12 protein-coding genes are annotated in these 25948 nt (G+C 75.4%); 7 read left to right on the top strand and 5 right to left on the bottom strand.

The window, feature by feature from the left end; genetic code table 11:
* The first annotated feature begins 26 nt into the window (after positions 1-26).
* Genes ACFWIS_RS30720 through ACFWIS_RS30705 form a run of 4 tightly spaced genes read left to right on the top strand, consistent with a single transcriptional unit; the run spans position 27 to position 5030 of the window.
* Positions 27-1055 carry a 3-oxoacyl-ACP synthase III family protein gene (locus tag ACFWIS_RS30720; protein WP_380461394.1) on the top strand — a complete coding sequence of 343 codons (1029 nt, stop codon included), beginning with the start codon at positions 27-29 and terminating at the stop codon, positions 1053-1055.
* Positions 1052-2941: an HAD-IIIC family phosphatase gene (locus ACFWIS_RS30715; protein WP_380461393.1), complete on the top strand. Its 1890-nt coding sequence runs from the start codon at positions 1052-1054 to the stop codon at positions 2939-2941. Before ACFWIS_RS30720 ends, ACFWIS_RS30715 begins: the two co-directional genes overlap by 4 nt.
* Positions 2938-3165 carry an acyl carrier protein gene (locus tag ACFWIS_RS30710; RefSeq protein ID WP_380461392.1) on the top strand — a complete coding sequence of 76 codons (228 nt, stop codon included), beginning with the start codon at positions 2938-2940 and terminating at the stop codon, positions 3163-3165. Before ACFWIS_RS30715 ends, ACFWIS_RS30710 begins: the two co-directional genes overlap by 4 nt.
* Entirely contained in the window at positions 3162-5030 is a 1869-nt protein-coding gene (locus ACFWIS_RS30705; protein WP_380461391.1) for a 2-oxo acid dehydrogenase subunit E2, read from the top strand. Before ACFWIS_RS30710 ends, ACFWIS_RS30705 begins: the two co-directional genes overlap by 4 nt.
* A 55-nt stretch (positions 5031-5085) precedes the next feature.
* On the opposite strand, the gene ACFWIS_RS30700 is transcribed toward ACFWIS_RS30705, so the two are convergent.
* On the bottom strand, positions 5086-5685 hold the full coding sequence (locus tag ACFWIS_RS30700) for a TetR/AcrR family transcriptional regulator (protein ID WP_380461390.1): 600 nt from the start codon (positions 5683-5685) through the stop codon (positions 5086-5088).
* A 184-nt stretch (positions 5686-5869) separates the two neighbouring features.
* Here ACFWIS_RS30700 and ACFWIS_RS30695 point away from each other — a divergent pair, with 184 nt between their 5' ends.
* Both ACFWIS_RS30695 and ACFWIS_RS30690 read left to right on the top strand, forming a co-directional pair.
* Positions 5870-7069, top strand: a complete 1200-nt coding sequence (locus ACFWIS_RS30695; RefSeq protein ID WP_380461389.1) for a nucleotide disphospho-sugar-binding domain-containing protein — start codon at positions 5870-5872, stop codon at positions 7067-7069.
* 120 nt (positions 7070-7189) lie between these two features.
* Complete coding sequence (locus tag ACFWIS_RS30690; RefSeq protein WP_380461388.1) at positions 7190-8461, top strand: nucleotide disphospho-sugar-binding domain-containing protein; 1272 nt, start codon at positions 7190-7192, stop codon at positions 8459-8461.
* A 124-nt stretch (positions 8462-8585) separates the two neighbouring features.
* On the opposite strand, the gene ACFWIS_RS30685 is transcribed toward ACFWIS_RS30690, so the two are convergent.
* The 3 genes from ACFWIS_RS30685 to ACFWIS_RS30675 form a co-directional block, all read right to left on the bottom strand.
* Positions 8586-10109 carry an FAD-binding oxidoreductase gene (locus ACFWIS_RS30685; RefSeq protein ID WP_380461387.1) on the bottom strand — a complete coding sequence of 508 codons (1524 nt, stop codon included), beginning with the start codon at positions 10107-10109 and terminating at the stop codon, positions 8586-8588.
* A 154-nt stretch (positions 10110-10263) separates the two neighbouring features.
* Positions 10264-11034 carry a thioesterase II family protein gene (locus tag ACFWIS_RS30680; protein WP_380461386.1) on the bottom strand — a complete coding sequence of 257 codons (771 nt, stop codon included), beginning with the start codon at positions 11032-11034 and terminating at the stop codon, positions 10264-10266.
* A 107-nt stretch (positions 11035-11141) separates the two neighbouring features.
* A complete protein-coding gene (locus tag ACFWIS_RS30675; RefSeq protein WP_380461385.1) occupies positions 11142-12638 on the bottom strand; it encodes an NDP-hexose 2,3-dehydratase family protein in 1497 nt (498 codons plus the stop codon).
* A 191-nt stretch (positions 12639-12829) separates the two neighbouring features.
* Between ACFWIS_RS30675 and ACFWIS_RS30670 the strand changes: the two genes are divergently transcribed.
* Complete coding sequence (locus ACFWIS_RS30670; RefSeq protein WP_380461384.1) at positions 12830-24916, top strand: SDR family NAD(P)-dependent oxidoreductase; 12087 nt, start codon at positions 12830-12832, stop codon at positions 24914-24916.
* 158 nt (positions 24917-25074) lie between these two features.
* Here the strand turns inward: ACFWIS_RS30670 and ACFWIS_RS30665 are convergent, their stop codons facing one another.
* Complete coding sequence (locus ACFWIS_RS30665; protein ID WP_380458501.1) at positions 25075-25938, bottom strand: aldo/keto reductase; 864 nt, start codon at positions 25936-25938, stop codon at positions 25075-25077.
* Positions 25939-25948 lie beyond the last annotated feature (10 nt).

The raw sequence follows: 25948 nt of genomic DNA, 5'->3' as shown, positions 1-25948 counted from the left end.
TGACGGTGGCAGGCGAAAGGACGAACATGGACGTGTACGTGCACTCCGCCGGGACGGTGCTGCCCGGCGCGCCGGTGGACATCCCGGCCCTGGCCCGACGGTTCAAACTGCCCCAGGTCTGGGAGCAGTGGGTCGACACCTTCATCGGCACCCCCCTCCGGCACTACTCGGTGGACCTGGACTCCGGCGAGGTCCGCTTCTCCCTGGCCGATCTCGCGGTGACCGCGGCGCAGCGCGCGCTGACGGCCGCCGGGATCACGGCGGCCGAGGTCGACCTGGTCGTGATGGGCACCTCCTCGCCGGACATGCTGATGCCGGCCACGGTCAACGTGGTCGCCGACCGGCTGGGCATCGACGGGGTGCCCGGCTACCAGCTCCAGTCGGGGTGCGCGGGCGCGGTGCAGGCCCTCGACGTGGCCCGGCACATGCTGGGTTCGGGGGCGTTCCGCACCGCGCTGGTGATCGGCGCCGACTCCTGTGCCAAGCACTTCGACCTGACGTTGGACGTCAGCGCGCTGCCGCCCGGCGAGCAGGTCAACGGTGTGCTGTTCGGGGACGGCGCCGGGGCGGCGGTGCTGAGCACGGAGCCGTCGGCGGAGCCGGTCGCGCTGCGCTGGACGCAGGTGCGGTGCGTGGGCCGGAACCGGCCGCCGGGGCAGACCCTGGACTGGTTCGGCGCGGCGGACCGGCACCTCGACCGGCCCGCGGCGGTCGAGGACTACCAGGCGGTCCGCGATTCCGTTCCCCCGCTGGCGGTGGCCACCCTCGACGAGGTGCTCTCGGAACTCGGCTGGGACCGGGACGAGTTGGACTACATCCTGCCGCCGCAGCTGTCCGGCCGGATGACCGCCGAGATCCATGCCCGGCTGGACGTGCCGGACGCCCGGGAGGTCAGCTGCATCCGCGAGACCGGCAACACCGGCAACGCGCTGCCGTTCTTCCAGCTGGAGCGGCTGCTGCCGCGCATGATCGCCGGTGACCGGGCGGTCGGGGTGGCGATCGAGTCGAGCAAGTGGATCAAGGCCGGGTACGCCCTGGAGAGGGTCGAGCGATGACCTCCGCCCCCGTCGCCCCCTCGGCCCGCGCGGTGGCCGAGCTGCACGCGGCCGGCCGGCTCGCCGACGACTACCCGCGGGTCCGCGGCCTGCTCGCGGACCTGCCGGACGCCGAACTGGCCAGGGCGGGCCAGGTGTTGGCCCGGCTCGACCCCGACGAGGTGCTGCGCGCGCACCCGTCCGCCCCGGTGGTCGGGGTCGCGGTCACCGGGCACCGCACGCTGGGCACCCTGGTCCCCCCGCTGACCGCGGAACTGGCCCGCCACGGCCTGCTGGCACGAACGCACCTGTCCGCTTTCGACGGATGGGTCTTCGACCTCGGCGACCCCGGCAGCGGCCTGTACGCGGCGCGGCCGGACGTCGTGCTGTGCGTGCTGGACCCGGAGGTGGTCTTCGACGAGGTGCCGCTGCCGTGGACGGCCGCGGACGTCGAACGGGTCCTGGACGAGAAGGTCGCGCTGGTGCGCGGCCTGGCGGCCGCGTTCGGCCGCCGGGGCGCCGGCACCCTGGTGCTCAACACGCTGCCGCTGCCGAGGCGCTTCACCGCGCAGCTGGTCGACTACCGCTCCCGGGCCCGGTTGGGCGCGGCCTGGCGCACCGCCAACGCCCGGCTGCTGGCGCTGGGCGAGGAACTCCCCTCGGTGGTCACCCTGGACCTGGACCCGCTGCTCGCCGAGGGGATCCCCGCGGAGGACGCCCGGCTGGGCCGCTACGCCGGGGTCGGCCTGTCGCCGGCCCTGCTGGCCCGGTACGCCCGCGAGGTCGGGCACCTGGCGCGGCACCTCACCGGGCGGACCCGGAAGGCGCTGGTGTGCGACCTGGACGGGACGCTGTGGGGCGGGGTGCTCGGGGACGACGGCGCGGAGGGCGTGGAACTGGGCGAGACCCCCCGGGGGGAGGCGTTCGCCGCGTTCCAGCGGGTGGTCCGGCAGCTCGGCTCGCAGGGCGTCCTGCTGGCGGTGGCGAGCAAGAACGATCCTGAGCCGGTCGCCGCGGCGCTGCGCGACCACCCGGGCATGGTCCTGCGGCCGGACGACTTCGTCCGGGTCGCGGCGAACTGGCGGCCGAAGCCGGAGAACCTCGCCGAGCTGGCGAAGGCCCTCAACATCGGTGTGGACTCCTTCGTCTTCGTCGACGACAGCGCCTTCGAGTGCGGGATGGTCCGGCACGCGCTGCCCGACGTCGCGGTGGTCCGGCTGGACGAGGAGCCCGCCCGGCACGTCGAACGCCTGCTGTCCGACGGCTGGTTCGACACCCGCGAGCTGAACGCGGACGACCGCGCCCGGTCCGCCCGCTACCGGGAGGAGCTGGACCGGCAGAGCTTCCTGGCCTCGTTCGACTCCGTCGCCGACTACCTGCGCGGGCTCGGGGTGCGGGTGCGGTTCGCGCCCGTGACGGAGGCCGAGGTGGCCCGGGCCTCGCAGCTCACGCTGCGGACCAACCAGTTCAACATGACGGGCCGGCGACTCCAGCCGCCCGAGGTGCGGGCGGCCGCGGACGGCGCCGGGAGCCGGGTGCTCGCCATCCGCTCCGCGGACCGGTTCGGCGACAACGGCATGGTCGGCGTGGTCCTCACCCGGGCCGAGGCCGGCGTCGTGCACATCGACAACTTCGTGCTCAGCTGCCGGGTGTTCTCCCGGGGCATCGAGACGGCCTGTCTGAGTGCCGTGCTGGCGGACGCGAAGGCCGCCGGGGCGCACGCGGTGGAGGCCGTGTTCCGACCGGGCCCGAAGAACGCCGGAGCGCGGGACTTCTACCCGGAGCACGGCTTCACCCGGGCCGGCGAGGCGGACGGCGGTGGCGTGGTCTACCGCCACGACCTGTCCGCCATCGCGGCGCCGCCCGCGCACATCGAGTTCACCGAGTCCCAGGAGGAGAGCAGTTGACGACCATCGAGGACTTCATGGTGCTGGTCCGCGACGAGATCGGGCTGCCGCTCGGGCCCGAGGACGCGGGCCTGCCGCTCGACCGGCTCCCGGGCTGGGACTCGGTGCACCTGCTGACCCTGCTGACCGCCCTGGAGCGGGAGACCGGGCGGCCGGTCTCGCTGCCGGACGTCCTGGCGGCGGGCAGCCTGCGGGAGATCCACCGCGTGGCGGTGGGCGCATGAGCGCCGGGCCGTCCGTGCCGGTCGGGCCGGTCGCCAGGGAGCGGCGCCCCACCCTGTACTTCCTCCGGGAGATCCGGTCGTTCGCGCCGGTGCACCTCGACACCGAGGTCGACATGACCCGGGTCGGGGCGCTCCGGGCGGCCGCGCTCGCCGAGGGCCGCCGCTCGTCGTGGCTGAGCTACGTGCTGTTCGCGGCGGGGCGCGCCCTCGCGGCCCACCCGGCAGCCAACGCCGCGATCGCCGGCCGGGTGCGGCCCAAGGTGGCCCGGTTCGCCTCGGTGAACGGCAAGTTCACGATGGACCACACCACGAACGGGCAGCGGGTGGTGCTGTCGGCGGTCGTCCCCGACCTGCAGACGGCGGGCCTGGAGGAGATCCAGCGGCAGGTCGACCACTACACGGGCGGCGACGCCGAACAACTGCCGGAGTTCGCCGGCGCCCGACTGCTGCGCCGCCTCCCGTGGGTGCTCGGCGAGGCGGCGTACCGCTCGCGGGTCCGCCCGCTGCGCGGCCGGGCCGCCGCCGTCGGCACCGTCGCGGTGACCTCGCTGTCCCACCGCGCGGTGGACGGGTTCCACTCGGTCGGCGGGACCACGGTCACGATCGGCCTCGGGCGGATCACCGACCGGCCCGTGGTGCGCGACGGCGCGGTGACGGTGGCGCCCGTGATGCGGCTGAACCTCACCTTCGACCACCGGGTGATCGACGGCGCGGAGGCCGCCGACCTGCTGACCGACCTCAAGCGCCTGCTGGAGGAGTTCGAGGACGAGCCGCCCCGGGACGGCGGCACCAACGACGTCGGCGAGTTGAAGCAGTTCGTGCTGGCGCACACCCGGGGGCAGAAGGTCGCGGACCACGAGCAGGTGCTGGCCCGGATCCGCGACGACGCGGACGGCGAGGGCTCGTGGGCCGCCGAGTGGACCCGCTCGGCCAAGCGGCTGGAGCTCGAAGGCCGGCTGCTGGACGCGTGCCGCCACTACTCGATGGCCCGGTTCCCGTTCGTGGACGGGGCCGCACGCCGCCGGGCGCTGGACGAGACCGTGCGGACCTTCGACGAGTGGCGCCGGAAGGACCCGGACATCGAGCGGTTGGAGGTGGAGCTGCCGAACGGGCGGGTCGCCGCCTGGGCGACCGGGATGTCCGACGGCGTCCGGCGGCCGCTGCTGATCGTCAGCGGCGGCATCGTCACCGTCAAGGAGCAGTGGGGGCCCACGCTGGCCGCGATCCGGCGCCTGGGCATGGCGGGCATCGTCACCGAGATGCCCGGCGTCGGCGAGAACACCCTGCCCTACGACCGGGACGCCTGGCGGATGCTGCCCGGGCTGCTCGACCACGTGGCCGACCGGGCCGACGTGGCCGACTCGTACGCGCTGGCCCTGAGCTTCAGCGGCCACCTGGCGCTGCGCGCCGCGATGGACGACCGCCGGATCAGGGCGGTGTTGACGGCCGGGGCGCCGGTCAACGGCTTCTTCACCGACCGGGACTGGCAGGCCACCCTGCCGCGGATCACCGTGGACACCCTGGCGCACCTGATGGACCGCAAGTCCGACGCCGCGCTCGACGAGTTGCGGGAGTGGGCGCTGCGGCCCGAGCAGCTCGCCGCGCTGGACATCCCGGTCCGCTACGTCGCCTGCGCGCGCGACGAGATCATCCCGGGCTCGGACGTGTCCCTGCTCCGCACCCACGTGCGGGACTTCCGCAGCCTGGTCCACGACGACGTGCACGGCGCGCCCGCGCACTCGGTGGAGACGCAGCTGTGGCTGATCCGGTCGCTGCTGGGGATCCGCGGCGGGAACGTCCCCGCGGCGCTGACCATCGGCCTGCTCTACCGGTTGGCCCGGCTGCGCGGCGGCGCGGCGCGCTGACGGATCCGGGCCGGGCCGCCGGGACCCCGGCGCGGGGTCCCGGCGGTCGGTGCCGCTACGCGGTGGGCGCGGGGAGCGCGGGGGCGATCCGTTCCAGGGTGGACCGGATCGCCTCCGACAGCGGGACGTTCTGCGGTTCGTCGACCCAGAACTCGATCGCGACCCGGACCGCGTTGACCACCATGGTGGCCAGCAGCCGCGGGTAGACGTCGGCGTGCGGGTCGACGCCGAGCCGCTCGGCGATCCCGGCGGCGAGGGCGGCCTCCCGGGCGGCGTGCGCCTTGAGGTACTCGCCGCCGAGCGGCGAGGTCGCGACGGCCAGCCGCACCTTGGTGACGAGGTCGCGGTCCACGTTGTCGCCGGCCAGGAAGGCGGCGAGCATGGCGTTGACGACCGCTTCGAGCAGCGGTTCGTCGGCCGGCCGGTCCCGCAAGTGCTCGCGGATCGCCGCCGACCGGTCGAGGTCGACCGCGTACAGGGCCTCGTTCTTGCTGCGGAAGTAGTTGCCGAACGAACGGGTGGACATGCCGGCCCTGGCCGCGATGTCCTCGACCCGGACGTTCTCCCAGCCCCGTTCGACCGCCAGGCCGAGCGAGACCTCGCTGAGCGCGCGGCGGACGGCGGCCACCTTGCTGTCCCGAACCGTTGGCGTCACGGCCCCAGCGTCGCACGCGGGTTCCGGCCGGGCAAGTTCCGACACCGCAGGGAATTGCCGAGTCGGCAAGAAGTGCCGGGGCCGGGCCCGGGCCGCCGGGGCCGCCTCCGAGCGCTTTCAGGGCCTCTTTAGGCGGGTCGGATGGACTGGGCCCGTCCGGCCGCACAGACCCCCGGGAGTCCATATGCGCGTCCTGTTCACCCCGCTCCCCGTCGGGAGCCACCTCTACCACCAGGTGTCGCTGGCGTGGGCTTTCCGCGCCGCCGGGCACGAGGTGCGGGTCGCCTCGCAGGCGTCCCTCACCACGACGACCCTCAGCACCGGACTGACCCCGGTCGAGGTGGGCGACGACTACGACTTCATGGCCAGCATGTCGGCCATGCCCGAGGCCCACCGGATCTCGGCGGCCGCCCTGATGGTGCTGTCCGAGGACGAGCGGCGCGCGATGGGACAGCGGCGGTCCGGCCCGCTGGTCGAGCTGAACAAGCGGCTGGCGCCGGACCTGCTGCGGTTCGCCGAGCAGTGGCGGCCCGACCTGCTGGTCACCGACCCGACGCTGTTCGCCTCGTCGCTGGCCAGCGCCGTCCTCGGCATCCCGGTCGTCCGGAACATCTGGGGCCCCGACATCCTCTACGGCCACCCGTTGCAGGGGCAGCCCAACACCGGCTCCGAGCGCGAGCAGTGGCACCCCGAGCTGGTCGAGCTGTTCGACCGGTTCGGGGCGGAGGTCCGCAACGACTACGTCACGCAGACCCTCGACCCCTGGCCGGCCAGCCTGCGCACCTTCGGGCCGGCCAAGCCCATGCCCCGCCGCTACGTGGCCTACAACGGCGCGGGCACGGCACCGGACTGGGTGCTCACGCGCACCGGCCGGCCGCGGGTCTGCGTCACCTGGGGGACGACCACCAGCGCGCTCGGCGGCCGCAGCACCGTCCTCCCGCGCGTCGTCGACGCGCTCGCCGGGCTCGACGTCGAACTCGTGGTCACGGTCAGCAGCATCGACCGGCAGAGCCTCGGGCACCTGCCGGACAACGTGCGGGTCGTCGAGAACCTGCCGCTCCACCTGCTGATGCCCAGCTGCGACGCCATCGTCAACCAGGGCGGCACCGGCTCGGTGCTCACGGCCGCCGCGGCCGGGGTCCCGCAGGTGCTCGTGCCGGAGAACTCCGAGACACCGACCAACTCCATCAGCTTCACCGCCAGTGGCGCGTCCGTCCTGCTGGAGCCGGCCGACCTCACCGCCGAGACCGTCACCGCCGCGGTGACGACCGTGCTGACCGACGACGCGGTCCGGACGTCGGCCGACCGGATCCGCGAGGAGATCGCCGCCATGCCGTCGCCCGCCTCGGTGGTCTCCTCCATCGAGGCCCTGGTCGCCGCCTGACCGCGGGGCACCGGTGCGCGGTCCGCCTGGCAGCACCCCAACGGGCGGACCCCACCCGCTCCGCGCCACCCCCTCTCGTCCGTGACACCAGTGACGCCCGCGACGCCCCAGGAGGGCACCTTGCGCATCCTCTTTCTGCCGGTCGCCGCGACGACCACACCGCTGTTCCACATGGTCCCGCTGGCCTGGGCCTTCCGGGCGGCCGGCCACGAGGTGCGGGTCGCCGCCCTGCCGGACCTCACCCCGGCCGTCACCGGCGTCGGCCTGCCCGCCGTCGAGGTCGGGCACGGCTACGAGCTGATGGACGGCGTGATCCGTTCGCGCGGCGGCCACCGGGTGATCGAGGCCCCGGCGAAGGACTGGGACCGGACCGGGCTGGCCGCCCCGGGCGGCCCGCACGGCGGACCGCCCGCCCCCGGCGACCCGGAGGCCGCCCGGCTGGCCGCGCTCCGCAACGCCACCATGGCCCCGCTCGTCGAGGCCGCCGTCCGGATGGCGCCCGACCTGCTGCGGTTCGCCGAGCGCTGGCGGCCGGACCTGGTGGTGGCCGACACGATGGTGTTCGCCGCGCCGCTGGTCGCCTCGGTCCTCGGGATCCCGCTGGTCCGCCAGACCTGGGGGCCGGACGTCATGCGGGTGATCAGCCAGCCGCTGCAGGGCCTGCCCGGCGCGGGGGACGAAGTCCGCCCGTACTGGCCCACCGGGCTCCCCGAACTGTTCGACCGGTACGGGGCGGAGGTCCGCAACGACTACCCGGTCCGCACCGTCGACCCGTGGCCCACCAGCCTCCAGCTGCCGGGCATCCCCGGGCGGCTGCCGATGCGGTTCGTCCCCTACAACGGCTCGGCGGCCGCACCGGACTGGGTGCTCGACCGCCCCGAGCGCCCCCGGATCTGCGTCACCTGGGGCACCTCCACCTCCGCGCTGGCCGGCGACGAGGCGTTCGTCCTGCCGCAGGTGGTGGCCGGGCTCGCCGACCTGGACGTGGAGGTCACGCTGGCGATCAGCGCCGGCGACCGGGCCAAGATCGGGCCGCTGCCCGGCAACGCCCGGATCGCCGAGAACGTGCCGCTCCACCTGTTCCTCCCGAGCTGCACCGCCATCGTCAACCAGGGCGGGACGAGTTCGCTGCTCACGGCGGCCCTGCACGGCCTGCCGCAGGTGATGATGCCGCAGACGGCCGACAACCCGTTCAACGCGGCCAACTTCGCCGCCGGCGGCGCGAGCATCACCCTGGACCCGACCGAGGCGGGCCCGGCGGAGATCGGGGCGGCCGTCGGCCGAGTGCTCACCGAGGACTCCTTCCGGGCGTCGGCACGGAAGGTGCGCGAGGAGATCATGAGCGCGCCGACGCCGGCCGAGATCGTCCACTCCCTCGTGGCGCTGGTCTGACCGCCGAACGCGCCGCACGCGAAACACCCGAGCACCCGGTACGACCGAGGGGCCCGGCACCGAAGCCCCGGACGAGGGGCCCTGGTGCCGGGCCCCTCGTCCGGGGCGGGTGGCCGCCGGAGCGTCAGCAGCCGATGCTCTGCTCGAAGGAGAAGAACCCGTGCGGGTCGTAGGCGTTCTTCGCCGCCACCAGCCGCGGATAGTTCTCGGCGTAGTACGACTGGCGCCAGTCCGGCAGCGCGGGGTCGATGTAGTTCTGGTAGGTCTCGTGCGCGGAGTACCGGTCGGTGACGGCGAAGCCGTGGTCGATCCACGCCCGGGCGGCCGCCTGCTCCTCGTCGGTGGCCTTGTCGGGCGCCACCACGGTCGCCCAGTCCACCGAGAACCGGGCGTCGCGGTGGACGTAGGCGGTCGCGGTCCGGGAGATGTCGGCGGAGACCCCGCCCAGCGCGAAGACGTGCACCATCCGGGCGTGGCCGGCCCGGCGGTCGGCCTCGAAGGCCCCGAGCACATCGGTCACCCCGGTGACCGGCAGGTTGTCCCGGAACAGCCGTGACCGGCTCAGCTGGAACCCGGTGCGGGGCAGGTCCGCCTGCGGGTTGTTGCCGACCCGGTGGCACTGGGCGACCGAACTGGTCGAGCACTTGAACCAGGACATCATGCCGCCGCGGAAGCCCAGGTCCTGCACGTTCCGGTAGGGCGGCGTGTGGCCGATCGCCGCGGCCAGCGCGTTCAGGTGCGGCGTGAGCTCCTCGGGCGAGCCGAGGAAGGTGCCGTCGGTGAGCAGGAACGGCGCGGCGCCCGGGGAGGCGTCGAGCAGGCCGAGCAGGCAGCGGGCGCCGATCGCGTGGGGGGCCGAGTCGGCCAGCCAGCGCTGCCAGCCGTCCAGCACGTCCGCGGCGATGTCCCAGGGCCAGGCGAGCGTGTAGTTGACCATCCGCGGGACGGTGGTGTGGCGCCGCTCGTAGCGGGTGACGATGCCGAAGTTGCCGCCCCCGCCTCCGCGCAGCGCCCAGAACAGGTCGGGCTGCTCCTCTTCGGAGGCGGTCACCACCTTCCCGTCGGCGAGCACGACCTGCGCCGACACCAGCGAGTCGGCGCCGAGGCCGAGCGCCCGGGTCTGCCAGCCGATGCCGCCGCCCTGGAGGTATCCGCCCATGGCCACGGTCGGACAGATCCCGCCCGCGAGTGCCACGCCGTTGGCGGAGGCCTGGTCGACGACGTCCACCAGCTGGGCACCGGGGCCCAGGACGGCGTTCTGCGGGCCGACCAGGATGCCGTTGAGTTGCGACACGTCGATGATCAGGCCGGTGGTGGTCGAGTAGCCGCCGTAGCTGTGCCCGCCGCTGCGCGGGACGGCCGGTATGCCGTGGTGGTGGGCGAAGGACAGGCAGGTCCGGACGTCCTCGACGTCCGCGCAGTAGGCGATGCCGGCCGGGTTCACGGCGTCGAACGCCATGAAGTTCAGCTGCTTGGCGAGCGCGTAGCCGGGGTCCTGCGGCCGGACCAGGCGGCCCTTCAGCCGGTTCCCCAGCCGGCTCCAGTCGGTCGCCTCGGCCACGCTGGCCGGGGCGGCGCCCATCGAGCCGAGGCCCGCCGCGGCCAGCGCCACCGCGCCGCCCTTCAGCAGTGATCTACGAGTGGGCACGCGTTCATCTCCTTGGTCGTCGTTCAGCTTGGTCGTCGTTAGGCTTCGTCATCGTTCGGCTTCCGTCGTTCGGCTTCCGTCGTTCGGCTTCCGTCGTTCGGCTTCCGTCGTTCGGCTTCGTCGTTCAGCGCGGGGCCGTTCAGTGCGGGACCGTTCAGCGCCGGGCCGTGTGCGCGGCGAGCCGCTCGGTCATCAGGTCCACGATCGGCTGCCGGTGCTCGGCCGGGAAGAAGTGGCCGCCGGGGTAGACGTGCAGGTCGAAGTCGGCCGTCGTGTGCCGTTCCCAGGCGCGGACGTCGTCCAGCGAGGTCTTGGGGTCGGCGTCGCCGGCGAGGGCGGTGATCGGGCAGCCCAACGCCACCTCGCCGACGGGCCGGTAGGACTCGGCGGCCTTGTAGTCGGCCCGGATCGCCGGCAGCGCCGCGCGCATCAGCTCGTCGTCGGCCAGGACGCGGCTGTCGGTGCCGCTGAGCCGGGCCACCTCGGCGAGGAGCCGGTCGTCGTCGAAGGTGTGCACCAGCTCGCCGCCCGCCCGGGAGGGCGCGCGGCGCCCGGAGGCGAACAGCCGCACCAGGGACGCCCCCGGGGCGGCTTCGATCCGGCGCGCCAGCTCGAACCCGAGGGTGGCGCCCATGCTGTGGCCGAACAGCGCCACCGGCCGGTCGAGGAACGGGCGCAGCGCGGCGAAGGCGGCGTCGGCGAGGGCCCCGATGTCGTCGATGCAGGGTTCCTGCCGGCGGTCCTGGCGGCCGGGGTACTGCGCCGCCAGGACGTCCGCACGCTCCCCGACCGCCTGGGCGAACGGGAAGAAGTAGCTGGCCGAGCCGCCCGCGTGCGGCAGGCAGACCAGCCGCACCGGCGCCTCCCGGGCCTCCGGGACGTACCGCCGGAACCAGCGGGCACCCTCGTCCGAGACCGTCGTCATCGGTTCCCCTCCTGTCTCTGCGGCCGTCTCCGCGGCCGTCCCGTCCACCGGCCCGCGGAGTGCCCGACGCTCCCCTCCGCCATTACCGGAATGATCGTACGACCTTCCTACCAAAGCGAGTTGAGGCAGGCGAGCAGGGTCCGCGCCTGGACGTTGACGCAGTTGCGGTGCTGCACCCAGGTCAACAGTTGACGGACCGTCATCCAGCGGAAGTCGGGGTGGGGCTCCATGGCCTCCGGCAGGTCGTCGCAGTCGACGACCAGGTAGCGGCACTCGGCGTGGTAGAAGCGGCCGCCCTCCTCGGAGAGCACGACGTCGTAGCGGACGTTGTCGGTCGCGCCGACCACGTAGTCGTAGAAGCGGGGCCGCCGCTCCGGCGGAGCGTCCGCGTAACTGGCGGGGCTGCACTGGACGGTGGGGCCGAGCTCCACGACGTCCAGGAAGCCGGGTTCGACCGCGGCGCGCATCAGGACGTGCAGGACCCCGTCGATCCGGCGGGTCAGGAAGGCGACGACGCCGACGTCGACGGGGGCCAGCAGGGGCTGGTGCCACGCGTCGACCTCGCGCTGGCCGCGCACCGAGACGCCGATGATGCGGAAGTGCTTGCCCTGCCGGTGCGCGATGTCACTGTCCGACACCCGCCATTCCCGCAGCTCGGTCAGTTCGACCGGTCCGACCGCGAGGTCGGTGTCGACCCGCACGTCGTTGAGCCAGCCGGAGATCTCGGCGTCGGTGTGGCGGCCGTCGGTGTCGGCGGCCCGCAGGGAGCGCCACAGGTCGGCGGCGAACTCCGGGTCGGGCGCGCCCGCCGACGGGCCGCCCGCCTGCTCGCCCACCCGGTCACCGGCCGGCCCGCCCGGACCGTCCGGCGGTCCGTACGGGGCGATCGGCAGGCAGGCGAGGACCGTCCGGGAGTCCATGTTGACCAGGTTCGGCACGGCCAGCAGCCGCCGGATCTGACCGTACGTCAGCCAGCGGAAGTTGTCCCTGACTTCGACCTCGTCGGTGGTCTCCACGACCATGTTGCGGTTGCGCTTGCCCAGGAACCAGGCACCCTGCTCGGACTGGAGCACATCGGCGAGCACCCGGCCCCGGCCGGCCCGCAGGAAGTGGTCCAGGTACGGGATGGCCGCTCCGCCGTGCACCTTGGTGTAGTTGCTCCGGGTGGCCTGCACGGTCGGCGACAACTGGAGCTGTCGGCGGTTTCCCGGCTCGATCTTGGCCTGCACCAGGAAGTGCAGGACGCCCCCGAACTCCTTGGCCAGCAAGCCGAGTATGCCGACCTCGGGCTGGTGGATGAGCGGCTGCTGCCAGGCCTGCCGGTCGGGCCCGGCCGACGTGACGTCCGCCCCCTGGATGCTGAAGAACTTCCCGCTGTCGTGGACGAGCGAGGCCTTGCCCTCGGTGAAGTGCCAGCCCTTGAGCTCGGCCAGTGGGACCCGCTCGACCGTCATCCGGTCGGTCCGCTCGCGCTCGCCGAGCCAGGCCGCGAACTCCTCGTTCGTCGTCAGCACACCCTCGGTGGCCAGCCCCGACCGCGTGACGCGCGGACCGTCGGGCAGGACCTCGGCCGACGCGGACGGCCGACTGAGAATTTCGCTCATTATTCACCCCTCTACAGAAGCGCCGGCACATATTGTCCCGCCCCGCTTTAAATTCACGCTAAAACCGGCCGAATTCCCACCGGATCCCGCCGTTCCGGTGCCCGGATTTAGCATCGCCCAAGGCCCCCGTTAGCGTCCGGTGCGATTCTCGGCGGCAATTCCTATTGACCGATGCGAGGCGGGGAAAGCGGATGAATTCCGACTCGGCTGATCTGGGCCCGACGGCCAACGAGGCGAAGCTGCGCGACTATCTGAATCGGACGACCGCCGGTCTCCGTCAGGTGCGCCGACGCCTCGCGGAGGTCGAGGACCGGGAGCACGAGCCCATCGCGGTGGTGTCCATGGGCTGCCGCTTCCCCGGCGGGGTGGACTCGCCGGAGGCGCTCTGGGAGCTGCTGCTGTCCGAGCGGGACGCCGTCGCCCGCGTCCCCGGCGACCGCGGCTGGGACATCGACGACATCTACGACCCCGACCCCGACGCCCCGGGCAAGAGCTACACCCGGGACGGCTCGTTCCTGGAGGGCGCCGACCGGTTCGACGCCGACTTCTTCGGGATCAGCCCCCGCGAGGCCCTCGCGATGGACCCGCAGCAGCGCCAGCTGCTGGAGGTCGCGTGGGAGACCTTCGAGCGGGCCGGGATCCCGCCCGCGACGCTGCGCGGGACCCGTACCGGGGTGTTCGTCGGCAGCATCGGCCAGACCTACGACCAGAGCCTGGCGCCGGCCGTCGACCAGGTCGAGGGCTACGTCCTGACCGGCACCCAGAGCAGCATCATGTCCGGGCGGATCGCCTACGCGTACGGGCTGGAGGGCCCGGCGCTCACGGTGGACACCGCGTGCTCCTCCTCCGCGGCGGCCCTGCACCTGGCGATCCGGGCGCTGCGCGGCGGCGAGTGCGACCGGGCGCTGACCGGCGGGGTCACCGTCATGGCCACCTCCGCCTGGTACACCGAGTTCAGCCGCCAGCGCGGCCTGGCACCGGACGGGCGCTGCAAGCCGTTCGCCGCCGCCGCCGACGGCCTGGGCTGGGGCGAGGGCGTCGGCCTGCTGATGCTGCGGCGGCTGTCGGACGCCCACCGGGACGGCGACCGCGTGCTGGCCGTGCTGCGCGGCTCGGCGGTCAACTCGGACGGCGCCAGCAACGGCCTGACCTCGCCCAACGGGCCGTCCCAGCAGCGGGTGATCGAGCTGGCACTGGCCGATGCCCGGCTGACCGCCGGGGACGTCGACGCCGTCGAGGCGCACGGCACCGGCACCACGCTCGGCGACCCGATCGAGGCCCAGGCGCTGCTCGCCACGTACGGGCAGGACCGGCCCGGCGGCGAGCCGCTCTGGCTCGGCTCCGTGAAGTCCAACATCGGCCACCCGCAGGGCGCCGCCGGGGTGGCGGGCGTCATCAAGATGGTGCTCGCGCTGCAGCACGGGCTGCTCCCGAAGACCCTGCACGTCGACGCCCCGACGCCGCACGTGAACTGGGACGCGGGCAACGTCCGGCTGCTGACCTCCGCGCGGCCGTGGCCGGAGAGCGGACGGCCGCGCCGCGCCGCCGTCTCCTCGTTCGGTGTCGGCGGGACCAACGCGCACATCGTCCTGGAGGCCGCACCGCCGCGCCCCGAGCGGGCCGCCGACCCGGGCCCGACCGCACCGGGGGCGGCCGCCTCCGACGCCGCCCCCGACGCCGCGCCCGCCGAGGCCGCCGCCCCGCCCCTGCTGGCCGAGGGCGCCCTCCCCTGGCTGGTCTCGGCCCGCAGCGAACGCTCCCTGCGCGGCCAGGCCCAGCGGCTGCTGGACTTCGCGACCGCCCGCCCCGAGCTCCCGTCCGCCGACGCCGCCCACGCGCTGGCCGTCGAGCGCGAGCACCACGAGCACCGCGCGGCGGTCGTCGCCGGCACCCGTGAGGAACTGTTGGAGGGCTTGCGGGCGCTGGCCGACGGCAAGCCCGGCGCCCATGTCGTACGCGGCCGGGGCACCGCCGCCCGAACGGTGTTCGTGTTCCCCGGGCAGGGTTCCCAGTGGGCGCGCATGGCGGTCGACCTGCTCGACGACTCCGCGGTCTTCCGCGAGCACCTGCACGCCTGCGCCGACGCCCTCGCCCCGTACACCGACTGGTCGCTCCTCGACGTGCTGCACGACGCGCCGGGCGCACCGACGCTGGACCGGGTCGACGTGGTGCAACCGGCGCTGTTCGCCGTGATGGTCTCGCTGGCACGCGTGTGGCAGGCCGCCGGGGTCAGGCCGGACGCGGTGGTGGGCCACTCCCAGGGCGAGATCGCGGCCGCCCACATCGCCGGGGCGCTCTCGCTGGACGCCGCCGCACGGATCGTGGCGCTGCGCAGCCGCGCCCTGCTCGACCTGGCCGGTACCGGCGGCATGGCCTCCGTGCCGCTGCCGGCGGCGGAGACCGCGCGGCTGCTGGACCGCCCGGACCGGCGGAGCCTGAGTGTCGCCGCGGTCAACGCGCCGGGCACCACGGTGGTGGCGGGCGCGCCGGAAGAGCTGCGGGAGCTGGTCGACGCCTGCCGGGCCGACCGGGTCCCGGCCCGGCTGATCCCGGTCGACTACGCCTCGCACACCCCGTTCGTGGAGGCCGTCCGGGAGCGGATCGGGGAGGCGCTGGCCGGGATCGTGCCGCAGCCGGTCGGCATCCCGTTCTACTCCACCGTCACCGCGGCACCGCTCGGCGCGGACGAGGCCCTCGACCCGGCGTACTGGTACCGCAACCTGCGGCAGCCGGTGCGGTTCGAGGAGACCACCCGGGCTCTGCTGGCCGACGGGCACACGCTGTTCATCGAGGTGAGCGCGCACCCGGTACTCACCGCCGCGATCCAGGAGACGATCGAGGACGGCGGCGCCGAGGCGGTCGCGCAGGGCACGCTCCGGCGCGACCACGGCGGCCGGGCCCGGCTGCTGGAGTCCTTCGCCGAGGCGCACGTCAACGGCGCCCGCCCGGACTGGGCGCGGATCGCGCCGGGCCGGCCGGCGACGCCCGTCGACCTGCCGACCTACGCCTTCGCCGGGGAGCGCTACTGGCCGGAGGCGGCCGGGGCGGCCGGCGACGTCCGGTCGGCCGGGCTGGGCTCGGCGGACCACCCGCTGCTGGCGGCCGAGACCGTGCTGGCCGACGGCACCGGCCACCTGTTCTCCGGGCGGCTGTCGCTGCGCACCCATCCGTGGCTGGCCGACCACGCGGTGCACGGCTCGGTGATCGTGCCGGCCACCGCGTTCGCCGAACTCGCCCTGCACGCGGCGTTCCGGGTCGGCTGTGGCGAGCTGGCCGAGCTGACCCTGCACGCCCCGCTGGTCCTGCCCGGGCGGAACGCGGTCCGGATCCAGGTGATGGTCGGCGCGCCGGGGCCGGACAGCGCGCGCGCCGTCGGCATCCACTCGCGGCCGGAGGACGACGGCCCGGACTCCGAGGACGTCCCGTGGACCCGCCACGCGACCGGGGTCCTGGCCCCGTCGGCGCCGCCGGCGGAGCAGCCCGCCGAGGAGTGGCCGCCGCCGGGGGCGACCCGGTTGGAGACGGCGGAGGTGTATCCGCGGCTCGGCGCCCTCGGCCTGGAGTACGGCCCGGTCTTCCAGGGGCTGCGGGCCGCCTGGCGGCTGGGTGACGACCTGTTCGCGGAGGTCGAGCTGCCCTCGGGCGCGGACGTCCGGGGGTTCGCCCTGCATCCGGCACTGTTCGACGCCGCGCTGCACGTGACGGCGCTGAGCGGCGCCGAGCACGACGGCCGGACCAGGTTGCCGTTCGCCTGGCGCGGGGTGGCCGTGCACGCCGTCGGGGCGACGGCGGTGCGGGTGCGGCTCACCCTGTCCGGGCCGGACACCGTCGGGCTGTCGATCACGGACCGGAGCGGCGCTCCGGTGGCCTCGGTGGAGGCGCTGACCGTGCGGCCGCTCGCCGACGGGCAGGGCGCCGCGCCGGTCGTCCGCCGGGACGCGCTGTACCGCCTCTCCTGGCAGCCGGTGACGGCCACCGCCGAGCGGGAGGACCCGGCCGACTGGGCGGTGCTCGGCGCGTTCCCGCACCCCGTCGAGTGGCTCGGGGGGCGGCCGCGGGCGGCCGACGACCTCGCGGCGCTGCTGCGGGAGGCCGACGCGGGTGTGCCGCTCCCGGCGACGGTGGTCGTGTTCGCCGCGGCGGAGGACCGGGCCGGAGCCGGAGCCGGAGCCGGTCCGGACGCCGGCGCCGGCGCCGGGGACCCGGTCGACGGCGCCCACGCCACCACCCATCGGATCCACCGCCTGGTCCGGCAGTGGCTCGCCGACGAGCGGCTGGAGGAGAGCCGACTGGTCGTGGTCACCGAGCACGCGGTCGCCGTCCGGGCCGGGGAGCACGTCACCGGCCTGGCCACCGCCCCCGCCTGGGGCTTCCTGCGGGTCGCCCAGCTGGAGCGGCCGGACCGGTTCGCCCTGGTGGACCTCGACGGCCGGGAGTCCTCCGTACGGCGGCTGCCCGAGGCCCTCGCCGCGCAGGAGCCGCAGCTCGCCCTGCGGGACGGCTCCGCCTTCGCGGCCCGGCTGGTCCACGCCGACACCGAGGCGCTGCTGACCCCGCCCGCGGACGCCGCCGCCTGGCGGCTGTCGACCACCGCGGCGGGCACCGTCGACAATCTCGTCCTGGAGCCCTCCCCCGCCCTCGAACGGCCGCTGGCGGCCGGGGAGGTGCGGGTCGCCGTCCGGGCCGCCGGGGTGAACTTCCGCGACGTGCTCATCGCGCTCGGCCTGTACCCGGGCGAGGCGGCCATCGGCAGCGAGGCCGCCGGCGTGGTGCTGGAGATCGGCCCGGAGGTCACCGGCCTCGCGCCCGGCGACGCCGTCATGGGGCTGTTCCCGGAGGGCGCGGTCGGCCCGGTGGCGGTGGCCGACCGGCGCGCGCTGACCCGGGTGCCGTCCGGCTGGACGTTCGTCCAGGCCGCCGCGGCGCCGGTCGCGTTCCTGACCGCCTACTACGCGCTGCACGACCTGGCGGGGCTGCGGCCCGGACAACGGCTGCTCGTGCACGCCGCCACCGGCGGGGTCGGCATGGCCGCCGTCCAGCTGGCCCGGCACTGGGGCGCGGAGGTCTTCGCGACCGCGAGCCGCCCCAAGTGGGACGCGCTCCGCGCGGCGGGCTTCGACGACGCGCACATCGCCGACTCCCGGACGCTCGGCTTCGAGGAGGAGTTCCGGGCCGCGACCGGCGGGGAGGGCGTCGACGTCGTCCTGGACTCGCTGGCCGGCGAGTTCGTGGACGCCTCGCTCCGCCTGCTGCCCCGCGGCGGGTCCTTCCTGGAGATGGGCAAGACCGACGTCCGGGACGCCGACCAGGTGGCGACCCGGCACCCGGGCGTCGCCTACCGGGCGTTCGAGACGGTCGAGGCGGGCCCGGACCACGTCCGGGGGATGCTCGCGGAGCTGGGCCGGCTGTTCGACGAGGGGGTCCTGCACCCCCTCCCGGTCAGTGCCTTCGACGTCCGCCAGGCACCCCAGGCGTTCCGGCTGATGAGCCAGGCCAAGCACACCGGCAAGCTCGTCCTCACCGTCCCCCGGCCGCTCGCCGCCGACGGCACCGTACTGGTGACCGGCGGCACCGGCACGCTCGGCGCGGCGGTCGCCCGGCACCTGGTCGCCCAGCACGGCGTCCGGCACCTGCTGCTGGTGGGCCGGCGCGGCCCCGAGGCGGCCGGCGCCGCCGAACTCCGGGCCGAACTCGCCGGGGCGGGCGCCGAGGTGACCGTGCTGGCCTGCGACACGGCCGACCGGGAGGCCCTGCGCCGGGTGCTCGGCACGATCCCGCCCGAGCACCCGCTCACCGCCGTCGTGCACTCCGCGGGCGTCACCGACGACGCCGCCGTCACCGTCCTGGAGCCCGGTCAGCTCGACCCGGTGCTCCGCCCCAAGGTCGACGCCGCCTGGCACCTGCACGAGCTCACCCGCGACCTCGACCTCACCGCCTTCGTGCTGTTCTCCTCGCTCGCCGGCACCCTCGGCAACCCGGGGCAGGCCAACTACGCGGCGGGCAACACCTTCCTGGACGCGCTGGCCGCGCACCGGCACGCGCTGGGCCTGCCCGCGGTCTCGCTCGCCTGGGGCCTGTGGGAGAGCGCCAGCGGCATCACCGCCGACCTCTTCGCGGAGAAGCAGCACGCCGTCGCGCACAGCCTGCTCACCACCATGTCCGACGCCGAGGCGCTCGCGCTGTTCGACGCCGGGCTCGCCGGGGGCCGCGCCGACCTCGTCCCGGCCGGCATCAACCTGGCCGCGGTCCGGGCGGCCGCCGAGACCCGGGCGGCGCCCGCGGTGCTGCGCGGCTTCCTCCGCCCCGCCCGCCGCCGGGCCGGCGGCCGGACCGCCACGCAGGGCTCGCTGGCGCGGGAGCTCGCCGGCCGCTCCGAGGCCGAGCAGCGCGGTCTGCTGCTGGACCTGGTGCGCGGCAACGTCGGCGCCGTGCTCGGCCACCCCGCGCCGGAGACGATCGACCCCCGGCGCCCGTTCCAGGAGATCGGGTTCGACTCGCTGACCGCCGTCGAACTCCGCAACCGCCTGAACGTCGAGACCGGCCTGCGACTGCCCGCCACCCTGGTCTTCGACCACCCGAGCGCGGCCGCGCTCGCCGAGTACCTGCGCGAACGGCTGGGCGGCCGGACCGAGGGCGCCGCCGTCCGCGTCCGGGCCGCGTCCGGCGGCGCCGACGACCCGGTCGTGATCGTCGCGATGGCCTGCCGCTACCCGGGCGGTGTCCGGTCCCCGGAGGAGCTGTGGGACGTCGTCGACACCGGCCGGGAGACGGTGGCGGGCTTCCCCGAGGACCGCGGCTGGGACCTGGACGGCCTCTTCGACCCCGACCCCGACCACCCCGGCACCTCGTACGTCGACCGGGGCGGCTTCCTGGAGGAGGCCGGGCACTTCGACGCCGAGTTCTTCGGCATGAGCCCGCGTGAGGCGCTGGGCACGGACCCGCAGCAGCGCGTCCTGCTGGAGACCGCCTGGGAGGCCCTGGAGCGGGCCGGCATCCCCGCCGGGACGCTGCGGCGCAGCCGTACCGGCGTCTTCGTCGGCATGACGTCCTACGGGTACCCGGCCAGCGCGTCCCGGGAGGCGGAGGCGGTCGAGGGCTACCTGCTGACCGGTGCGGCCAGCAGCGTCGCGTCCGGCCGGATCGCCTACGCCCTCGGCCTGGAAGGCCCGGCGATGACCGTCGACACGGCCTGCTCGTCGTCGCTGGTGGCGCTGCACCTGGCCGCGCAGTCGCTGCGCAACGGCGAGTGCGACCTCGCGCTGGCCGGCGGCGTCACCGTGATGCCCTCGCCGAGCGTCTTCGTCGGTTTCAGCCGCCAGCGCGGCCTGGCGCCGGACGGGCACTGCAAGCCGTTCGGAGCCGGCGCCGACGGCACCGTCTTCTCCGAGGGCGTCGGCCTGCTCCTGGTCGAACGGCTGTCGGACGCCCGGCGCAACGGGCACCAGGTGCTCGCGGTGGTGCGCGGCTCGGCCGTGAACTCCGACGGCACCAGCAACGGCCTGACCGCCCCCAACGGCCCCTCCCAGCAGCGGGTGATCGAGCAGGCCCTCGCCAATGCGGGCATCACCCCGGCGGACGTGGACGCCGTCGAGGCGCACGGCACCGGCACCACGCTCGGCGACCCGATCGAGGCCCAGGCGCTGCTGGCCACCTACGGGCAGGACCGGCCCGCCGACCGGCCGCTCTGGATCGGCTCGGTCAAGTCCAACATCGGCCACACCCAGCAGGCGGCCGGCGTGGCGAGCGTGATCAAGACGGTCCAGGCGATGCGGCACGGCCGGCTGCCGGCGATCCTGCACGTCGACGAGCCGACGCCGCACGTCGACTGGGAGTCCGGAGCCGTCTCGGTGCTCACCGGGACGGTGCCGTGGCCGGAGACCGGACGGGCCCGGCGGGCGGGCGTGTCCGCGTTCGGCATCAGCGGCACCAACGCCCACATCATCCTGGAGCAGCCGGCCGCCGCCGACCGCGCCACCGCGCCGGCACCCGCCGCCGCCGGCCCGGCCGTCCTGGTACCGGACCCGCGGGGCGCGGCCGCGCTGCCCTGGCCGGTGTCGGGCAGGACGCCGGCGGCGCTGCGCGGTCAGGCCACCCGGCTCGCCGGGTACGCGGCGGGCGGCGCGGCCGAACCGGCCGACACCGCCTGGGCGCTGGCCACCGGCCGGGAGGCGTTCGAGCACCGCGCCGTCGTCCTCGGCCGCGACCGCGACGACCTGGCCGCGGCGCTGGCGGCCCTCGCCGCCGACCGGCCGCACCCGGCACTGGTCCAAGGCCCGGACACCGCGTCCGGGCCGGGCCGAACCGTCCTGGTCTTCCCCGGCCAGGGCTCGCAGTGGGACGGCATGGCCCTCGACCTGCTGGAGCGCTCACCGGTGTTCGCCGCGCACCTGACCGCCTGCGCCGAGGCGATCGACCACCACACCGACTGGTCGCTGCTGGACACCCTGCGCGGCGGCCCGGGCGCGGCCGACCTGTCCCGGGTGGACGTGGTCCAGCCCGCGCTGTTCGCGGTGATGACCTCGCTGGCCGAGCTCTGGAAGTCCGCCGGTGTCGTCCCGGACGCGGTCGTCGGCCACTCCCAGGGGGAGATCGCCGCGGCCTACGTGGCGGGGGCGCTGTCGCTGGACGACGCGGCGCGCGTGGTCGCGCTCCGCAGCAAGGTCCTGACCCGGCTCGCCGGGACGGGCACCATGGCCTCGGTGCCGCTGCCCGCCGAGGAGGTCTCCACCCGCCTGGCCGAGGCCGACGACGTCCACCTGGCCGCGGTCAACGGGCCGGACAGCACGGTCGTCGCGGGCGGCGCGGACGCCGTCCGGGCGTTCGTCGAGCGGTACCGGGCCGAGGGCGTCCGGGCCCGGCTGATCCCCGTCGACTACGCCTCGCACACCCCGCACATCGACGCACTGCGCGACGAGCTGCTGGAGGTGCTGGCCCCCGTCAGCCCGCGGACCGGCACCGTGCCCTTCTACTCCACCCTCACCGGCGCGATCATCGACACCGCCGAACTGGACGCCGACTACTGGTACCGCAACCTGCGGCACACCGTCCGGTTCGCCGAGGCCACCGAGGCGCTGCTCGACAGCGGCCACCGGCTGTTCGTCGAGTCCGCGCCGCACCCGGTGCTGACCGTCGGCATGCAGCAGACCATCGAACGCGCCGACGTCCCCGCGCAGGCCCTCGGCACGCTGCGGCGCGACGAGGACGGCGGCCGCGAGCTGCTGGCCGCCCTCGCCCGGGCCTACACGCACGGCGCCCCGGTCGACTGGACGACGGTGCTCGCCCCCGCCGCCGCCCGGCCCGACCTGCCGACGTACGCGTTCCAGCGCGCCCCGTACTGGCTCAAGCCCTCGGCGGTGGCGGGCGACGTCACGTCCGCCGGGCTGGCCGACACCGGGCACCCGCTGGTCTCGGCCGGACTGTCGGTCGCCGCCGACGGCCGGCGGATCCTCAGTGGGCGGGTCTCGCTGCGCACCCACCCGTGGCTGTCCGACCACCGGGTGGAGGACGCCGCCCTGGTGCCCGGCACCGCCTTCGTCGAACTGGCGCTGTACGCGGCGCGCGAGACCGGCTGCGCGGCGGTGGACGAGATCACCCTGCTCGCGCCGCTGGTGCTGCCCGAGCAGGGCGGTGTCCACCTGCAGGTCGTCGTCCTGGCCGAGGAGGACGGCGCGCGCGCCGTCACGGTGCACTCGCGCCCCGAGTCCGACGACCCCGACGCGGAGTGGACGCTCCACGCCACCGGGTCGCTGACCGCGGCCTCGGGGCCGGCGGCGGAGCCGCTGACCGTGTGGCCGCCGGACGGGGCCGAACGGCTCGACGCCGACGCCGCGTACGACCGCTTCACCGCCAAGGGCCAGGTCTACGGGCCGGTGTTCCAGGGGCTGCGGGCGGTCTGGCGGCGGGACGGTGACCTCTACGCCGAGGTCGCCCTCCCCGAGGACGTCGACCCGGAGGGGTTCGGCGTCCACCCCGCACTGCTCGACGCCGCCCTGCACGCCCTGATGGCGGTGCCGCCCGCACCGGACGACGCGGCCGACGGGTCGACGGTGCTGCTGCCGTTCTCGTGGACCGGTCTCTCGCTGGAGGCGGCCGCCGGCCGCACGCTGCGCGTCCGGGTGCGGTCCGGCGCCGACCGCTCCGTGGGCCTGGACCTGGCCGACGGCGCCGGCCGGCCGCTCGGGCGGATCGGGGCGCTGCGGCTGCGGCCGCTCGTCCAGGGCCCGGGCGGGCTCGGGGCCGGCCGCGGCCGGGGGCCGCTGTTGGCCACCCGGTGGGTCGAGGCCGGCCCGGCCGGAGACGCCGCGCCGTCGCTGGTCCTGGTCGGCGAGACCGGCATCACCGGCGGCCGCGCCCCCCGGTACCCCGATCTGGACGCGCTGCGCGCGGCCGTCGCGGACGGCGCCCCGACACCGCGCGCCGTCGTGGTGGACTGCGGCGCCGCGCAGGCGGGGTCGGGCGACCCGGCCGAGCGGACGCACCGGGCGACCCACCACGCGCTGGACCTGGTCCAGCGGTGGCCGGCCGAGGAGGCCTTCGCCGGGGCGACGCTGGTCCTGCTCTCGCGCGGCGCGGTCGCCGTCACGGACCGGGACGACACACCCGTCACCGCGCACGAGGACGTGCCGGACCTCGCGGCGGCCGCCGTCTGGGGGCTGGTCCGCAGCGCCCAGTCGGAGAACCCGCTCGGCTTCCAGCTCGTCGACGTGGACGCGGACACCACCGAGGACGCGCTCACCGCGGCGATCGCCGCCGGGGAGCCGCAGGCCGCGGTGCGCGGGGGCAGGGCCTACCTGCCGCGGCTGGCCCGGCCGGCTGCGGCTCCGCCCGTACCCGCGCCCTCGACCGCGCCCGTGCCGGTGTCGGCGCCCTCGTCCTTCGGGCCGGGCGGCACGGTCCTGGTGACCGGCGGCACCGGCACCCTGGGCGGCCTCGTCGCCCGGCACCTGGTGACCGCGCACGGCGTCGACCACCTGCTGCTGGTCAGCCGCGGCGGCCCGCTGGCGGACGGCGCCGGCGAACTGGCCGCCGAACTCGGCGGCCTCGGCGCCACCGTCACCGTCACCGCCTGCGACACGGCGGACCGCGAGGCACTCGCCGCGGTGCTCGCCGCGATCCCCGGCGAGCACCCGCTGACCGCCGTGGTCCACGCCGCCGGGACACTGGACGACGCGACGGTGGCCGGGCTGACCCCGGAGCGGCTGGACGGCGTGCTGCGCCCGAAGGCCGACGCCGCGTGGCACCTGCACGCCCTGACCGAGCACCTCGGGCTGTCGGCGTTCGTGCTGTTCTCCTCCGCCGCGGGCGTCCTCGGCGCCCCAGGCCAGGCCAACTACGCCGCCGCCAACAGCTTCCTCGACGCGCTCGCCGCCCACCGGCGGGCCCGGGGGCTGCCCGCGGTGTCCCTGGCCTGGGGCCCGTGGGAGCAGACCAGCGCGCTCACCGCGCGGACGGAGGGCGCCCGGGAGACCGGCGCGGCCCGCCGCGGCCTCGTCCGGCTCACCACGCCGGACGCGCTCGACCGGTTCGACGCCGCCCTCGACGCGGGCCCCGCGGCCCTGGTCCTGGCCGAACTCGACCTGCGGGCACTGCGCGCCCAGGCGGCCGCGGACGCCTTGCCGCCGGTCCTGCGCGGGCTGGTCCGGGTGCCGCCGCGCCGGGCGGACGACACCGGCCCCGCCCTCGCCGAGCGGCTGGTCGGCCGGGACCCGGCCGACCAGCAGGCCCTGGTGGTCGAGGTGGTGCGCGGCCACACGGCCGCCGTCCTGGGCCACGGCTCCCCGGCCGGCCTCGCCACCGACCGCGCCTTCCAGGAGCTGGGCTTCGACTCGCTGACCGCGATCGAGCTGCGCAACCGGCTCAACCGGGCGACCGGGCTCACGCTGCCGGCCACCCTGGTCTTCGACTACCCGACGGTGGGGGCGCTGGCCGCGTACCTGAGGGAGCGCCTCGCCCCGCCGGAGCAGTCGCCGGCCGAGACGGTGCTCGCCTACCTCGACCAACTGGAGGCGGCGTTGGCGGCGTTGCCCCAGGAGGACGCGGACGCGTCGATCGACCAGCGCCTGCGGCTGCTGGCCTTCCGCCCGAGGACGGCATCCGGCGGTCCGAAGGACGCGGGCGCGGCGAACGGATCCGGGAACGGATCCACGGGCGGACCCGCGAACGGGTCCTCGAACGGTGCCGCCGACGGCACGGCGGACGGCGCGGGCGGCGCCGGGATCGGTACGGCCTCGGCCGACGAGCTGATGGACCTGATCGACCGCGAGTTCCGCCAGGGGTGACCGTGGCCAGGGGGCGCGGCTCCGGCCGCGCCCCCTGACACGGAGCCGTCACCGGCCTCACGGGCCGGAACAACAACGGACCCCCTGGGCGAGGACATGATCCTCGCCCAGGGGGTCCGTTGTTGTTCGGCCCGGGCCGCCCGGGCGGTGCCGCGTCCTCAGCCCGCCAGTTCGGCCAGGTCCTCGGCGGTCAGCCGCAGGCCGGCCGCGGCGACGTTCTCCTCCAGGTGCCCCAGGACGCTGGTGCCCGGGATCGCCAGCACCGCCGGCGAGTGGGCGAGCAGCCAGGCCAGCGCCACCTGCTGGGTGGTCGCGCCGTGGCGGGCGGCGACGGCCGCCACCCGGGCCGGGTCGATCTTCTCGCCGCCCCCGCCGAGCGGGAAGAACGGCACGTAGGCGATGCCCTCCTTCTCACAGATCGCGAGGAGGTCGGCGTCGGCCCTGCGGTGCACGTGGAACTGGTTCTGCACCGCGGCGACCGGGGCGATGGCCCGGGCCTCGGCGAGCTGGACCGCGTCCACGTTGCTGACGCCCAGGTGCCGGATCAGCCCCTCGGCGCGCAGCTCGGCCAGGGCCTTGAAGCGGTCGCCGACCGACTCTCCGCCCGGCTCGCCCATACCGCCGACCCGCAGGTAGACCAGGTCGAGGCGGTCCACGCCGAGCCGGCGCAGGTCCTCCTCGACCAGGCCGCGCAGCTGCTCGGGGGTGGCCTCGGCGGTGGGCATCACACCGCCCTCCAGCATGGGGCCGACCTTGGTGGCGATCACCAGGTCGTCGCGGTACGGGGAGAGCGCCTGACGGATCGTCTCGTGCGACTGGAGGTCGCCGAAGCCGTAGAAGCCCGCGGTGTCGATGTGGTTCACGCCGAGTTCGACGGCGCGGCGCAGAACGGCGGCGGCCGACTCGGGGTCGCGCACCGAGCCGCCGAGGGCGATCCGCATCGCTCCGAAGCCGAGCCGGTTGACCCGCAGGTCACCGCCGAGCAGGAAGTCTCCGGCGGAGGCGGCCGTGGTGGTGGTCATGTGTGTGCAT

Source organism: Kitasatospora sp. NPDC127060 (assembly GCF_042724935.1).
Classification (GTDB): Bacteria; Actinomycetota; Actinomycetes; order Streptomycetales; family Streptomycetaceae; genus Kitasatospora.
The sequence above is the reverse complement of the archived record's forward strand: the minus strand, read 5'-3'. Positions and strand labels throughout refer to the sequence as shown.